Origin of the sequence: Chryseobacterium populi, assembly GCF_000282115.1 — a bacterium.
GTDB classification, from domain to species: domain Bacteria; phylum Bacteroidota; class Bacteroidia; order Flavobacteriales; family Weeksellaceae; genus Chryseobacterium; species Chryseobacterium populi.
In genome coordinates this window covers 26452-41353 of record NZ_AKJY01000041.1, presented here as the reverse complement: position 1 = coordinate 41353, position 14902 = coordinate 26452, and the positions used below count along the sequence as shown (strand labels likewise).

Below are 14902 nucleotides of genomic sequence, written 5' to 3'. Positions count from 1 at the left end.
TCATTTATAAATATTAACCAAACATGAACGTACCCTTGTTAGAGTCTCAATTACCTATTATGATTCATCCGCAAATGAATGCAATAGTAGATGATATAAAAGAATATTATAAGACCGATATTTTCAACATATCAAGTGAAAATGCAAGACTATATGGTGACCATATGTCTACCGGAGCCCTGTATTCTTCATATATACACCCTTTGGGAAATATTGATAAGGTTAAAGCTGTTAGCCGGTATTATTGTTATTGGGCTTTGATGGATGATCAGTTTTTTGACAATTCCGTTGATCTTGATAGTATCATCCAAACGTTTGATGGGTTTCAGTCCGCATTGAATGAAGCTCCCGATATTGAAAAAATATTTCTCCCCATTAGTGAATTTTGTTCACGAACCGACTGGACTATGGAAACAAAAGAGATGTTCAAGAGTGAGATGAACAGGTATTTAGAAAGTGTACTGAAGCTACGTACCATAGAAGTACAGATGAAAGTGGTTTCCCTTGAAGAATATCTCTCATACAGAGCTTTCGATGTTGCTATGAACGTAATATATTCCCTGGCATGGTATATTCAGCATGATATGCCATCATCTTTATATTATAGTGCGGAGTTTGAAAAAATCTTTGAGTATTCGGGCATTAGCATAGGGCTTTTGCTCGATTTGTACACCCTTAAAGCCAAAAAGAAGGAAATCAGGAATTATGCACATGCTATCCGAATTATCCAGAGAGCTGAAAATTGCGATGAAGAAGAAGCAATCAACAAAGGAGTTCGTTTGTTCTATGAATACGACTCTAAACTCGAAGAAGAATTCAATCGTTTAGAAGCAAAATATCCGGACGCAATACGATATTTCAGGTATATCCAGTCTGGTTCGGTCAAATATTGCAATGAAAGCAGGAAAATCCGATATAAGCAAGTTGACGATATTGATGAAAATTTAGTTAAAGGCCGGACAGTAATATGAATATCAAAAGAAAAATTCAATATACATTATATTGTTAATTCAACCTGTGCTGTTATATAAAAAACTGAGAAACTAATCAATAATACAAATCTATTGATACTTCACAGATAATTTAAATACGGTGACAACACTTCATTTACCATTATGTTATCTTTAGCTACTACTTAACCAAACAAAAATCCTTGTACTGTCAGATCAAGTAGTAGCTATTACAAATTATTTCAATGCCGGGTTCTAAAGTTTAATGCTCTTACCTTTCTCGTTATCATCTATCTCTGAGGTAACATTTTCTTTCTTGCCTATTGAGCTTTTAAAGGTATTTCTTAACATCGTGTAATATTGTTTTGGCTTACATCAAGTCTGTGAAATTCACTTATCCCAGCATTTCTCTCAGTTCAACTTCCCTTCCAATCACAAAATATTCCAGGAAGCAATTAATGAATTTTATACCGACAGTGCAGGATAATTATTAATCATAATTGTTCTAGATTGCGATAAAGAAAGAAATTTTTAATATTGATGTTCTTTCTTAAACTAATATCTTTCTGGCATTATGAAAAAATACGCTTTAATACTTTTCGCATTAATCATATCAATTTCCGTTTCGGGACAATACAAACCCTGGACTTCCTCAGAACAGCCTTTACAGGAAATCAATACATTAAAAAAACAGATTGTAAAGCCCAACTTCAGAAAAAAAGATTATCTGGTTACAGATTTTGGTGCCATTGGTGATGGAAAGACAAAAAATACGGGAGCCTTTAAAAAAGCCATCGAAAAATGCAATGTAGAAGGCGGAGGAAGAGTTGTCGTTCCAAAAGGAATCTTTTTGACAGGAGCTATTTATTTAAAAAGTAATGTGGATTTACATATCAGTGAAGGTGCAACAATCTTGTTCAGCCAGGACAGCAACGACTACCCTATTGTTTTCACAAGATGGGAAGGAATGGAATGCATGAATTATTCGTCGTTAATCTACGCCCACGAAGAAGAAAATATAGCTATAACAGGAAAAGGAACACTGGATGGAAACTCTGATAACGACCATTGGTGGTTTTGGTGTGGCGCAAAAAAATATGGCTGGAACGAATCCCGTCCTGGAAGACAGAATCCTGCCCGTGCAAAACTGCATGAATACATGGCTCAAAAGAAAGATCCGAGAGAAAGGATATTCGGTGACGGATATTATTTGAGACCCAATTTCGTTCAGCCTTATAAAAGTAAAAATTTCTATATGGCAGATGTTTTGGTGAAAAATTCTCCAATGTGGAACCTTAATCCTGTATTGTGTGAAAATGTTCTGATTGAAAGAGTAAAAGTAATCAGTCACGGCCCTAATAATGATGGCTTTGATCCTGAAGCCTGTAAAAATGTGTGGATCAAAGATTCATATTTCGATACGGGAGACGATTGCATTGCCATAAAATCCGGAAGAGATGAAGACGGAAGAGGTATAGGGAAACCGGCGGAAAACCACATCATCGAAAACTGTGAAATGAAAGACGGACATGGTGGCGTAGTAATTGGAAGCGAAATTGCAGGCGGAGCAAAAAATATTTATGCCATCGGAAATGTGATGGACAGTAAAAACCTTGAAAGGGCACTTCGTATTAAAACCAGTTCAAACCGGGGCGGAATTATCGAAAATGTATTCTTCTACAATACAAAAGTTGGCGCTTATAAAGAAGCTGCAGTGCGTTTCAATATGCATTACGAAAAACCGGGTAACTTCATTCCTACGATCAGAAATATTTGGGTGGAAAATCTTACCGTGGAAAAAGGCGGAAAGTATGCCATCCTTTCTGATGCCTACGAATCTTCTCCGGTAACAGATTTCACGATGGTGAATGCTAAAATTAACAATGTTGAAATTCCTTATAAAGTTGATTTCTTAAAAAATGTCACCCTGAAAAACGTGACTGTTAACGGGCAGCCATTAACTGATTTAAATAAATAAAATGCGAAGGACATCCATTTTAGCAGGTTTTATCGTTTTATCTGCCTTCTCACACTCTTTTTCCCAATCCAGACATTGGCAGAAAAATGAAAGAGAGCTGCATTATAAAGAAGACAAAGGTGATTTTTTGCTGGTTAATGGAAAATACCGCTTCAACCGTGCTTTGTATGGCAATAACCGCGCTTCAAGAGTAGAAGCCGGAGATTTGCCGGAGTTTGCACTGTATCTTCCCGGAATGGGCGGTAACCTTCAGTTTATTATTCAGAATGGAAATTCAATTAAAAAATTAATTCAGGCTGATGCCATTGAAACCCGTTATCGTCCGGGTATGATGTTGTATTCCATTAAAGATCAGATTCTTGGAAATGGAAATTTAAAACTAACGGTTTTAGCTCAATCTGAAGAAGAAGGTTTGATTTTAAAAATGGAGACAGAAAATGTAGACCCTTCATCAAAGATCTATGCTGTTTATGGCGGAGCAAGCGGAAAAACATTTAGCAGAAATGGCGACATTGGTGCAGACCCGGAATCAGGTTTTTATTTGCTTCCGGAATATTGTGAAGACAATCAGTTTCAAATCAGTAAAAATCAATTTGAGCTTACTTATTTAAACAGGAAAAAAGAAAATCAGCTCATCAGCGGAAGTTTTTCAAACACCAATCCATTACAATTGACGGATGCGAAAACATTGGAAAAATTATCTGATTTCGCACAAAATAAAGTAGAAAAATCTCCAATAATTTACACAACATATTCAACACAAAAAAAACCGGTTTTTATTCAGATTAAAAAAGGAAAATCAGATCAGAATATTTCAGACGAACAACTTGCAGGTATTTTCAATGAAGCCGAACGATCCCGATTATCATTAATCAACCGCATCCAATTAAAAACTCCGGATTCGGATTTAAATAACTTTGGAGCTACACTGGCCATCGCTACAGATGGCATTTGGGAAAGCCCGACATTTCTTCATGGCGCAGTTGCCTGGAGGATGAGGTTAAATGCCTGGCGGGGAGCTTACGCAGCCGATGTTCTCAGTTGGCACGACCGTGCAAAAGAACATTTTGAAAGCTATTCCAATTCTCAGGTTTTAAGACCCGATTCCGCACCCGTTGAGATGGATACGCTTTTGCATCTGGCAAGGCACAAAGAAAAAATGGGAACTTCGGTATTCTCAAGCGGATATATTTCCAGAAATCCCAATGACAATTCAAAGCCGCATCATTATGATATGAATCTGGTTTTCTTTGACCAGCTGTTTTCTCATTTCAACTACACAGGAGATGTGGATTTTTTAAAGAAAATGTGGCCTTCAATGGTTCGTCACATGGATTGGGAAAAACGAAATTTCAAACGGGGCAGCCTTTATGATGCGTACGCTGCAATTTGGGCGAGCGATGCTTTGCAGTATTCGGGTGGAAAAGTAACCCACACTTCTGCCTATAATTACAGAGCCAACCGTGAAATGGCAAAACTGGCAAAAATCATTGGCGAAGATCCCATCCCGTACGAAAAAGAAGCTGAATCCATTTTAAAAGCTATGAAAAATGAGCTTTGGATTAAAGACAAAGGATATTTTGCTGAATATAAAGACGCTTTGGGGAATCAGATTCTTCACGACAAACCCGGAATATGGTCTATTTATCATGTTTCGGATGCTTATATTTTAAATGAATTTGAAGATTATCAAAACACACAGTACATCAACAATCATATTCCGAAGATTCCTATAAAAGTAAAAGGAGAAATTAATAAAGATTATTACACTCTTTCCACCACCAGCTGGCAGCCTTATGATTGGTCGATCAACAATGTGGCGCTGGCAGAGAATTTACAAACAGCTTTGGCGTATTGGCAGGCAGGAAGAAATGATGAGGCCTACCGACTTTGGAAAGGCAATCTGGCTGAAAGTATGTATTACGGAATCAGTCCGGGAAATTTTGAGCAATTATCTCACTATGATGCTTTTCGTGGAGAATTGTACCGTGATTTTGCCGACCCGATTGGTGTGGCTGCAAGAACTTTAACGGAAGGTCTTTTCGGAATTTATCCCAAATTATTAGAACATAAAATCAATATAAAACCAGGGTTTCCCAAAGACTGGAATTTTGCAGAACTGAAGCTTCAGGATTGGGAATTTAAGTTTAACCGAGCTTCAAAAAAAACTAATTATTGGTTTAAATCAAATTACGCCAATGCGATTTCGCTTGATGTATTGATCCCTGTGAATCATTCCAAAATAAAATCAGTAACCGTAAACGGTAAAAAAGTGCAATTTGCAATATATCCAAATTCTATTTCACAGCCCTTTATAAAGTTAGAAACAGAAAAAGGAAAAGAATTTACCATTGAAATTACGTATTCGGGAGATGAATTAAAACCGGAAAAGACAGATTATATCAATTATATTTCTGAAAATCTTCAACTCAATTTAGATTCAAAAAAGAAAATCAAAAATATTTATGACCCTCAAGGATTGGTAAAAAATTCCCCTCCTCTGGAGGGGTGGATACGACCAAAGGGAGAAGACGGGGTGGTCAACCACAAGTTTGAATTAAACCAAAAGGAAAGAAAAGGAACTTTTTTCGTGCAAGTCGAGCAAAACGGAACAACTTGGTGGCAACCTATAAATCTTGACATCCGTTTTCCTTTGGAAACAAAATGGATGAATAAAAAACTGCAAATTCAGTCTGAATCATCCAATACAATCAATGGAAAATTGAGTATCAATAATTTAAATAACACTTTTTCAGTTCAGAAAAACCAAACTGTTTTGATTGAAATTCCTGCAAATTATTTAAGTAAAGGAACCAACCTCATTCAGCTTGAATATAATGGAATCAAACAAAATGTAGAAATAACAGATTGGGAAATCGAAAATAAAAGCGGGTTCAATCCTGTTTCACTAGCCTCAAAGTATAATGAGAAAGTAACCGAAATTTTTAATCAGAAATATCTTTCACCACGACTCAATGTCCCTACTCTACAGCTTCCGTGGCAAGGAATCGGGAACTGGTGTTATCCGCTGACCACTACTCAAATTGATGACAGCGGACTGATGAAAAAACGGAAAGATGGGAAACTCGAATTCTTAGGAATTCCTTTTTTAATCAATAACGAAGAGAAAAATATTGTCTTTACAAGTCAGTGGGATAATTTTCCGAAATCGGTTGAAATTCCTGTTGCGGGAAAAGGAAGAAAAGTCTATTTCCTGATGGCAGGTTCTACCAATCCGATGCAGTCACAAATTACCAACGGAACAATTACTGTTCAATATTCAGACGGTCCGGATACAGCATTAGAACTAAAAAATCCTGTGAACTGGTGGCCTATTGAGCAGGATTTGTTTGATGATAATTTTGCTTTTGAAATTCCGGATGATAAAATTCCGTACCGGGTTCAGCTGAAAACCGGGGAATTGTACAAAGGGGGAAGTTTAACGAAATATTCAGAAATTAAAGGAGTAAGCAGCCGGGCTGTTGAAGGCGGTGCCGCAACCATTCTGGATCTGTCAATTGACCCAAACAGGGAATTAAAATCAATAAAATTAACAGCAGTGAGCAACGATGTCGTTATCGGACTGATGAGTGCCACTATTCTTAAATAAAAAAATATGAGTAAAAAATTAGCAGTATATCTTGGATTTTTTCTGATAGCCTTTTCTTCATTAACTGCTCAGAAAATAGACCGGAAAAAAGTAGTGCAGCGCCACAATGTGGTCAACACAAAAGCCGATACTCTTTCTACTTTAACGGTTGGAAACGGAAAATTTGCTTACACGGTCGACATTACCGGAATGCAGTCATTTCCTGAATATTACAAAAATGGAGTTTCCCTGGGAACCCAGTCGGAATGGGGCTGGAACAGCTTTCCAAATACTAAGGATTATACATTTGAGGAAACATTAAAAGCATACGATTTCAACAATGAAGGACGTAAAGCAATGTACAGTGTGCAGCTCAAAGAGCCTGAACGAAATAAAGGAGCCGTTGAGTATTTCAGAGTCAACAAACATCGTCTGCAATTAGGAAATATCGGTATTGAACTGCTTAAAAAAGATGGCCAGAAAGCAAAAATTTCAGACCTTACAAATATCAATCAAAAAATTGATCTCTGGACAGGAATTATAACAAGCGAATTCTCACTGGACGGAATCCCTGTAAAAGTCTGGACGGCCTCTTTTCAGAATTCTGACAAAATAGGAGTTAAAATTGAGTCTGATCTAATTGCTCAAAACAGGTTAAAAGTTTTCGCACGCTACCCTTCCCCTACCGGACAGTTTTTGGATGATGCTGCTTTTTATGGCAATGAAAACGATCATACGACAAGAATTGTTTCTTCACAATCAACGCAGGGTATCATTCATCATCAGTTGCAGAGTGCAGATTATTATACCCGGTTTTATTTTACGGAAGGGAAATTACGTGAAGCGGGAAAACATTATTTTGTATTTGAACCCTCTTCAAAAAACAGAAAAATAGAATTAAGCGTTGAGTTTTCAGCTAAAAATCCGAAAAGCGGGAAAACGCTGTTTGCTGATGCAGAAAAAGAAAGTGCTTCAGGATGGGAATCTTTCTGGAAAAGCGGTGCAGCCGTTGACTTTGAAGGAAGTACAGATCCCAGGGCAAACGAACTGGAACGCAGGATCATTCTTTCAGAATATTTAACCAAAGTACAATGCGGAGGAAGTAATCCGCCACAGGAAACAGGGTTAACTTTCAACAGCTGGTATGGAAAACCTCATACAGAAATGCATTGGTGGCACGGGGTTCACTACGCTTTATGGGGAAGACCTGAAATCTTGGAAAAACAGCTGGATTATTATTTCAGGACTTTTGAAAAAGCAAAAAAATTAGCAGAAAGACAAGGCTACAAAGGGGTAAGATGGATTAAAATGTCTGATAATGAAGGAAATGAAAGTCCATCTTCTGTGGCTGCATTCCTGATCTGGGAACAGCCGCATATCATCTATATGACCGAACTTCTGTATCGCGATAAACAGGACAAAAAAGTTTTGGAAAAATATAAAGACCTGATTTTTGCAACCGCTGAATTTATGGCAGATTATGCTCATTATGATAAAGAGAAAAACCGTTACAATCTCGGAAAAGGCGTTATTCCTGCACAGGAAGTTTTCCCTGCAAAGGATACGTACAACCCGACTTATGAAGTGGCTTATTGGGATTGGGCACTGAAAGTTGCTCAACAATGGAAGGAAAGGTTAGGCCAGCCGAGAGATAAAAAATGGGACGAGGTTATTACAAAATTGGCCCCGCTTCCGGTTCAGGATGATATTTATTTATCAACCGAATCTGCAAAAGATTCTTTCACTTTTCCAAAATGGATGACCGATCACCCTGCTGTTTTAGGAGCATTAGGAATGGTTCCGGAATCCCCGAAACTGGATAAAAAAATCATGAAAAATACACTGAATATTGTTTGGGAAAGATGGAACTGGGAACATACCTGGGGTTGGGATTTCCCGATGACGGCCATGAATGCCGCAAGACTGGGGCTTCCGGATAAAGCTCTGGATGCGCTTTTCATGAATATTCAGACCAATACCTATCTTAAAAACGGTCATAATTTCCAGGATAAACGTCTCCGTATTTATCTTCCCGGAAACGGAGGAGTTTTAACGACTGTGGCCATGATGCTCGAAGGCTGGGATAATTCCAAAGGTGAATTTCCGGGTTTTCCAAAAGACGGTTCATGGAAAATAAAAGCGGAAGGTTTTAAAAAGATGCCTTAAATTTCAGATTCATATAGTAGTAGTAGTAGTAGTAGTAGTAGTAGTTAGAGTCTGCCTGAAGGCAGGCTTTTTTATGTCCTGGTTTTAATTTTTCAAGTCCAAAACCCAATAATAAAGACAGATAAGTTCAGGTTAAACAGTTCACCGAAAGTACAGGACAGTCTGTTGATATGTTTATACTAAATTAGCCGTAAATCAGATGAGATGGACAAGCCCAGACACTTTACACGCAGAGACTTTTTACAGACTTCAGCCCTTGGGATCACCGCTGGGGTTCTGGGCCTGTCTTTTACAGATTTATCTTCCGACAAGCCTTATTTCAGCATAAAACCAATTGGGCGTACCTTTTCATTGGAGAACTATTACATTTGGTGTAATTCTCCAATCTGGGGTGAAGACGGGAAAGTTCATCTTTTTTATTCCAGATGGAGAAAAGAAAAAGGCATGGGCGGCTGGCTCAACGGTTCTGAAATCTGCCGTGCAGAAGCAGATTCTCCCTATGAAGAATTCAAGCATAAACAAGTTATTCTTGCTCCCAGAGGCGGCGAATTCTGGGATGCCACAACTTGTCATAATCCTTTAATTACCAAAGTGGCAGACCAGTATTATCTTTTCTTCATGGGTAACCAAAACGGAAAAACAAATACCAAAAGAATAGGGCTTGCCACTTCAAAAAGCCTTGGCGGAGATTGGGTAAGGCCGGAAAAACCTCTGCTTCTTCCCGGAGAAAAAGGCTCATGGGACGATCATTGTACTACCAACCCGGCTTTTATAAAAGGAAATGATGGCAAATTCTGGCTTTTTTATAAATCCTGGAATACCGAAGAATACGAAAACCAGAAAGGTCCGGTAAGAGGAAACCGAAAATATGGACTGGCAAAAGCTGATCACCCTTCAGGTCCTTACAAGAAAATAAAGGAAAATCCGGTCATTGATTTTTCATTGCAGCCTGACAATGCTCAGCTGGAAGATGCTTTTATCTGGAAACAAAATAGGAAATTCCATATAGTAGCCCGTGATATGGGATTTTTTAACCATGAATACGGTTTACATTTAACTTCCAGGGACGGCCTTAACTGGTCCGAACCGAAAATCGCTTACCTTGATATGAAAAGTTATATTAAGGAGCCTGCACCACCCGGTCATTTAAAACGATTCGGAAGATTAGAACGTCCCATGATTTTAATCGACAAAGACAGTAAGACCCCTAAATTCCTGTTCGGAGCATCACAGGGAGGAAAGTTCGAAACTTCTACCTCTTTTGTCTTTGAAATTACGAACACTACAATTTAATTCTCAATTCCTTTTTGTTTTTTGCTTTTCCTACTACCACATTAAAGTATACTATTAATTTTTTTACATCTTATACTTAACTTTGTATACTAAAATTCTATTTTTTCGTTATAATTTATAGCGGAACCATCGCAATTACAATTAATATTATAAATTTTTGTAACTTGCCTTACACCGTTCGTTAACCTTTGAATTATTTTTAAACTGAAATAAATATCTCCTATCTCAACATCATGGCAGAAACATTTGAAATAATAATCAATGAGCATTCCAGAGTTCCTAAATATAAACAGATTGTAGACTCTATTCTTAATGGAATTGACAGCGGAGAGATTAAGATTGGAGAAAAGATCCCTTCCATAAACGAACTCAGCGAGTCCTGCTTTCTTTCAAGGGATACGGTAGAAAAAGCGTATAAAGAACTCCGGAAAAGACAAATCATCGAATCTGTAAAGGGAAAAGGGTATTATATCTCACGGATTAATAAAAACGACGTGATCAACATTTTCTTCCTGATCAACAAACCGAGTACTTATAAAATGATGATTTACAATTATTTCGTCAATGCAATCGGTACCAAAGGCAATGTTGAGATGTATATTTATCATTGTGACGAAACCCTTTTCATTAATTCATTAAAAAAGAATCTGGGCGGATATGATTTTTACGTGATCATGCCCCATTTTCGTGATGAACAGTCTAAACATACGAGTTCAACACAGCAGGTTTTAGATATGATTGAACAGATCCCGAAAAACAAACTGTTGTTGTTAGACAATACCAAGCCTAATATTTCCGGAGAATATGGCTCTATTTTTCAGGATTTTGAACATGATATTTACAATGCTTTAAAGGAAGGTTTAAATAAAATAAAAAAATACGAGAAGATAATTTTAGTGTATCCCGATAAATCCATTCACCCCTATCCTTTCCGTATTGTACGCGGTTTTGAAAAATTTTGTAAGGATTTTAAACTGGATTATGAGATTCTTGACGAAATTTATCCCGACATGGAATTGCTGGATAAAGATATTTTCATCACGATTCGGGAACGGGATCTTGTGAACCTGGTTAAACAAATCAGACAGAAAAATCTTGAATTGGGTAAAGACATCGGAATTATTTCCTATAATGAAACGCCTTTGAAAGAATTGCTTGGAATTACGGTAATTACTACAGATTTTAAAGCTATGGGAGAATCTGCTGCGTATATGATTCTGAAAAATAAAAAAGAATCTGTGAATAACGTCTTTAAATTTATCCAGAGAGATTCTTTATAAATGATGATTTGTTTAATTTAAGATCTTATGCAATCGATTACACTAATAATATTTTCTAATTTAGAGCAAAAACACTTTCAAAAACGATCAAGAAATATATTATTCAATTATGATTAAAAAATTAATTTTTGCCATTGGTTTTATAATGGCAGTAAGTGTTTCAGCGCAGAAAATAAGTGACAAAGAGGCTGTAGATGCTGTTACCGAAAAGCTAAGATTAGCAATGATAAGCGGAGAAAAATCTGATTTAGAATCTTTGATCTTACCGGAATTAACTTATGGACATTCAGGAGGTCATATTGATGACGCCAAGGAATTTGTTGAAAAATTGGCCAGCAAAAAGTCTGATTTTGTAACGATTGATATTACAAATCAAACTGTAAGTATTGTTGGAAATACAGCCATTGTCCGTCATCATTTTTATGCAGCGACTGCTGATGCCGGAAAAGCACCGGGAGATGTGACGCTGGATATCTTATTGGTTTGGGCAAAAGTGAAAAATGACTGGAAACTACTGGCAAGACAGGCGGTGAAATCGGAGAAGAAGAAATAAATTTTCAAATTATAATAAACAAAATTCGCAAAACGACCTTGCGAATTTTTATTTTGAAACTGTTTATGTTTTTTAGAGCAAGGAATGGAATCAATAAATTGATTCTTACGAAAAAAGCAAACAGAATTGTACGTTTTGACTAAAGTCAATAAGAATCTGCTACAATGAAAAACGGGCTAAAGCCCGTTCCTATTGAATATTAATATAACCTTAAAGATTTTATTTCACTCTGAAGTTTTGCAAATCTTCCGGCTTTTCACAGCAAACCTGTTCCATCACCTGTCTGAACTGCATTTTAAGCATCTCAATAATATGATCACCGCCTTTGTCACCTAAAGCTCCTACTGCATACATAAAAGTCCTTCCCATAAAGGTAAATTCTGCACCACAACTTAAAGCGCGGGCAACATCCGGACCGGTTCTTACACCACTGTCCATCATGATTTTAATCTGACCTTTATATTTTTCGCTGATTTCTTTCACTACGGCAATTGTAGATTCACCCGCATCAAGCTGTCTTCCGCCATGATTGGAGATAATCATTCCGTCGAAACCTAAACGAACTGCCTCTGCGGCATCTTCGTCGGAAGCAATACCTTTAATGACTAATTTTCCTTTCCATTTGTCACGGATAGCCTTGATTCTGTCTGAATTCAATCTACCGGAAAATGTAGAATTCATGAACTGTCCCAGCTGTTTCACATTCATGTTTTTATCCATATACTTATTCATCGTTGCAAAACTCGGAACACCATGTTTCAGCATCTCTAAACACCATTGCGGCTTTACCAAAGCCTGAGAAACGTTTCTGAAATTAATTTGAGGCGGCATTGATAAGCCGTTTCTTATTTCTTTTGCTCTGTATCCAAAAGTCGGAACATCAGCCAAAACCACAAGTACATCGTATCCGGAAGCTTCACAACGGTCGAGAATATCATCGCGCAGCCATTCTTCTCTCGGATGGTATAACTGATACCAGGCTTTACCCTCTGTTAATTCAGAAATTCTTTCAAGACTGCTTGTTGTAACGGTACTTAATATGAAAGGTATATTATGTTTAAAAGCTGCTTTTGCCAAAATTTCGGGAGCATTGGGCCACATCAGTCCCTGTAACCCGACAGGAGAAACCCCGAAAGGCGCGGAATATTTTACTCCGAATAATTCAGTTTCCATGTTGGTTTCGCTGTAATTATTCAGGTAACGTGGACGAAGGAGAACTTCTCTTAGTTCGCTTGTATTTCTGTCCCGGTTTATATTTTCATTACAACCTCCATCCAGATATTCGAAAGCGAAACGGGGCATTCTTTTTTTTGCCTTTTCGATTAAAAGTTCAAGCGAAGCGTAATGGGTATCAAATGGAAATGCCATGTTTTATAAATTAAGAATTAACGGTTGAAGCACTTTCATCTGATAATGCTGCTGTAAAAAAGTTTCATCTATTTTTTTGTTCGAAATCACCATGGAAGCTCCCAATGCAGAACCCAGCGGAGAATGCGTAGACATCACATTGTAATGCTGAAAATGGTGAGACATAAGCTTCATAAATACGTCATTATCAGTGAATCCGCCATCGATATAAATATTTTCGACATCCGAATTTCCGATTGCATTTTTGATCGTATGAATCTGTAAATCCATCAGTTCTATCATTAACTGATGGTAAGCTTCTTCAAAAGTAGCGAATGATTTTAAATCTGTTTCACTGATCATTTTTCGTTTTAAAATAATTCCTTCAAAGCGAAAATAGATATTTTTATTTTTCATTAAGCGCAAATACAGATCCTGATCAAACTGCACTTCTCTGTGGAAACCGTATTCTTTTCCATAATAAGCACATAGTTTTTCAACCTGGATTTTGTATTCATTTCCCATAAAAAAACGGGATGCTTTTACACGTTTCCCATCAATTCGCATATAATTCAGGCAATTATTTTCTATATCTTCATCAGTCAGGCTTTCATCATTAAAGGGATTTAACGAAATACTCCAGGTTCCCGTTGAAAGAAGTAAAAACGGTTCTTTTTTGCTTAAAATATAAGGTAATAATGCTGAAGAGCTGTCGTGAATCCCAACACCGATTTTAATTTTTTTATTTCTGTAAGAAGTATTGATACTCGCAGAAGTCGGCACAATTGGAGGTAATAAAGCATCTATTTCTTCGTCATACACCCAGTCGTGATAATCAGCTTTGTCATAATCCCACAAATTGGTATGGCAGCCTATTGAAGTAAATTCCGACACACAAATGCCGGTAAACAAATACGATAAATACTGAGGTAAATGAAGGCTGTAACGGATTTTTCTGAATATTTCCGGATGCTTATATTTCAGCCAGAATAATTGCAGACCTGAATTAAGCATTCCTGCCTGAGGTGATGCTGTTTCGCGGGCAATTTTCAGTTTGCTTCCATGTTTTTCATAAAATAAATCAAGAATTTCCTGATCCATCGGTTTAGTGTAATTGTACAGTGGAGTCAGAACATTTCCTTTCTGATCCAGATGCACAAAACTCGCTCCATAGGTGGAAAAATTGATGGCTTTCACTTCATACTCTTCATTATCAAGAATGGCATTAAAATTATCTTTTATCCAGTTTTGAAGGGCTGCAAGGTCTTCCGTAGGATAATCATCCTCATCAGTAGTGAGCGGTAATTCTGTATATTCCCGGACAACTTCTTTATAATTTTTATCGAATAAAAAGAATTTTTTATTGGTCTTTCCAATATCAAATACTATGGTTACCTTCTTTTTTTTAGACATTCCTGGATGATTATTTTATTTTTAAACACAAATTGCACTAATGTTTTCACTAATGCCACTGATTGGTTTATTTTTTTAAACGCAAAGTATGCAAAGATTTTTCTTAACTACTATACGTTTTTAGATTCGCAAAGGCGTTTCACTCAGCAAAGTGAAGCCGTTCTTTAACACAAATGACGCTAATATTTTCACTAATAACACAATTTATATTCGTGAAATTTGTGTAAAAATTAGTGTTTATTCGTATTTCAATAATTAAATTTAAAATTATTGAAACACCATTAAGGAGTGTTCAGATGGTAAGATGCATTAAGAAAAAATCCACTCATTTCT

Annotated in this window: 9 protein-coding genes; 7 read left to right on the top strand and 2 right to left on the bottom strand. The window is 36.9% G+C overall.

The window, feature by feature from the left end:
- The first annotated feature begins 23 nt into the window (after nt 1-23).
- From PMI13_RS11455 to PMI13_RS11425, 7 genes are all read left to right on the top strand, one after another.
- Complete coding sequence (locus PMI13_RS11455) at nt 24-971, top strand: terpene synthase family protein (RefSeq protein WP_007843796.1); 948 nt, start codon at nt 24-26, stop codon at nt 969-971.
- Between the two features lie 553 nt (nt 972-1524).
- A complete protein-coding gene (locus tag PMI13_RS11450) occupies nt 1525-2928 on the top strand; it encodes a glycoside hydrolase family 28 protein (RefSeq protein ID WP_007843795.1) in 1404 nt (467 codons plus the stop codon).
- A 1-nt stretch (nt 2929) separates the two neighbouring features.
- Nucleotides 2930-6538 carry a DUF4450 domain-containing protein gene (locus tag PMI13_RS11445; RefSeq protein WP_007843793.1) on the top strand — a complete coding sequence of 1203 codons (3609 nt, stop codon included), beginning with the start codon at nt 2930-2932 and terminating at the stop codon, nt 6536-6538.
- Nucleotides 6539-6544: 6 nt separating this feature from the next.
- Nucleotides 6545-8683 carry a hypothetical protein gene (locus tag PMI13_RS11440; protein WP_007843791.1) on the top strand — a complete coding sequence of 713 codons (2139 nt, stop codon included), beginning with the start codon at nt 6545-6547 and terminating at the stop codon, nt 8681-8683.
- Nucleotides 8684-8887: 204 nt separating this feature from the next.
- Nucleotides 8888-9976, top strand: a complete 1089-nt coding sequence (locus PMI13_RS11435; protein ID WP_007843789.1) for a glycoside hydrolase family protein — start codon at nt 8888-8890, stop codon at nt 9974-9976.
- A 233-nt stretch (nt 9977-10209) separates the two neighbouring features.
- On the top strand, nt 10210-11256 hold the full coding sequence (locus PMI13_RS11430) for a GntR family transcriptional regulator (RefSeq protein WP_007843787.1): 1047 nt from the start codon (nt 10210-10212) through the stop codon (nt 11254-11256).
- 109 nt (nt 11257-11365) lie between these two features.
- A complete protein-coding gene (locus PMI13_RS11425) occupies nt 11366-11809 on the top strand; it encodes a nuclear transport factor 2 family protein (RefSeq protein WP_007843785.1) in 444 nt (147 codons plus the stop codon).
- A gap of 219 nt (nt 11810-12028) precedes the next feature.
- Here PMI13_RS11425 and PMI13_RS11420 read toward each other — a convergent pair whose 3' ends face one another.
- Together PMI13_RS11420 and PMI13_RS11415 are read right to left on the bottom strand one after the other, a co-directional pair.
- Nucleotides 12029-13177 carry an alpha-hydroxy acid oxidase gene (locus tag PMI13_RS11420; RefSeq protein WP_007843783.1) on the bottom strand — a complete coding sequence of 383 codons (1149 nt, stop codon included), beginning with the start codon at nt 13175-13177 and terminating at the stop codon, nt 12029-12031.
- 3 nt (nt 13178-13180) lie between these two features.
- Nucleotides 13181-14569: an FGGY-family carbohydrate kinase gene (locus tag PMI13_RS11415; RefSeq protein WP_007843781.1), complete on the bottom strand. Its 1389-nt coding sequence runs from the start codon at nt 14567-14569 to the stop codon at nt 13181-13183.
- Nucleotides 14570-14902 lie beyond the last annotated feature (333 nt).